This is a genomic window from Mycobacterium sp. TH-M106, from assembly GCF_057473765.1.
Genome location: NZ_JBYCLE010000166.1, coordinates 1 through 1166, shown reverse-complemented (window position 1 = coordinate 1166; position 1166 = coordinate 1). Strand labels below are relative to the sequence as shown.

General features: G+C 64.8%; 1 protein-coding gene. It reads right to left on the bottom strand.

Translation table 11 applies throughout. The features are described 5' to 3' along the window. On the bottom strand, positions 1-1166 hold a 1166-nt coding region (dnaK, locus tag AC2VOP_RS05925; RefSeq protein WP_486960089.1), incomplete at both ends, for a molecular chaperone DnaK.

Below are 1166 nucleotides of genomic sequence, written 5' to 3'. Positions count from 1 at the left end.
TTGCGGTCCTCCTCGGCGTGCGCCTCGGCGTCCTTGATCATCCGGTCGATCTCCTCCTGGGACAGGCCGGAGCCCTCCTGGATCTTGATCGTGTTCTCCTTGCCGGTGCCCTTGTCCTTCGCGGTGACGTGGACGATGCCGTTGGCGTCGATGTCGAAGGTGACCTCGATCTGTGGCACGCCGCGCGGAGCAGGCGGGATACCGGTCAGCTCGAAGGAGCCGAGCAGCTTGTTGTGCGAGGCGATTTCACGCTCACCCTGGTAGACCTGGATCTGCACCGACGGCTGGTTGTCGTCGGCGGTGGTGAAGGTCTCACTGCGCTTGGTCGGGATCGTGGTGTTGCGCTCGATCAGCTTCGTCATCACCCCGCCCTTGGTCTCGATGCCGAGGCTTAGCGGCGTAACATCAAGCAGCAGAACATCTTTCACCTCGCCCTTGAGCACACCGGCTTGCAGCGCAGCACCCACGGCGACAACCTCGTCGGGGTTGACCCCCTTGTTGGGCTCCTTGCCGCCGGTGAGCTCCTTGACCAACTCGGTCACCGCGGGCATCCGGGTGGAACCACCCACCAGCACCACATGGTCGATCTCCGACACCGAGATAGCGGCATCGGCTATCACCGACTGGAACGGCTTGCGGGTGCGGTCCAGCAGGTCCTGGGTGATCTTCTGGAACTCCGAACGGCTCAGCTGCTCGTCGAGGAACAGCGGGTTCTTGTCGGAGTCGACGGTGATGTAGGGGAGGTTGATCGAGGTGGACTGGCTGGAGGACAGCTCGATCTTCGCCTTCTCGGCCGCCTCCCGCAGCCGCTGCATCGCCATCTTGTCCTTGGTCAGGTCGATGCCCGCGGTGCCCTTGAACTTGTCGACCAGCCACTCGACGACGCGGTCGTCCCAGTCGTCCCCGCCGAGGTGGTTGTCACCGGAGGTGGCCCGGACCTCGACGACACCCTCGCCGATCTCCAGCAGCGACACGTCGAAGGTGCCGCCACCGAGGTCGAAGACCAGGATGCGCTGCTCCTTCTGACCCTTGTCCAGCCCGTAGGCCAGCGCGGCGGCTGTCGGCTCGTTGACGATCCGCAGCACGTTCAGGCCGGCGATCTGCCCGGCCTCCTTGGTGGCCTGACGCTGGGCGTCGTTGAAGTAGGCGGGCGTGGTGATCACCGC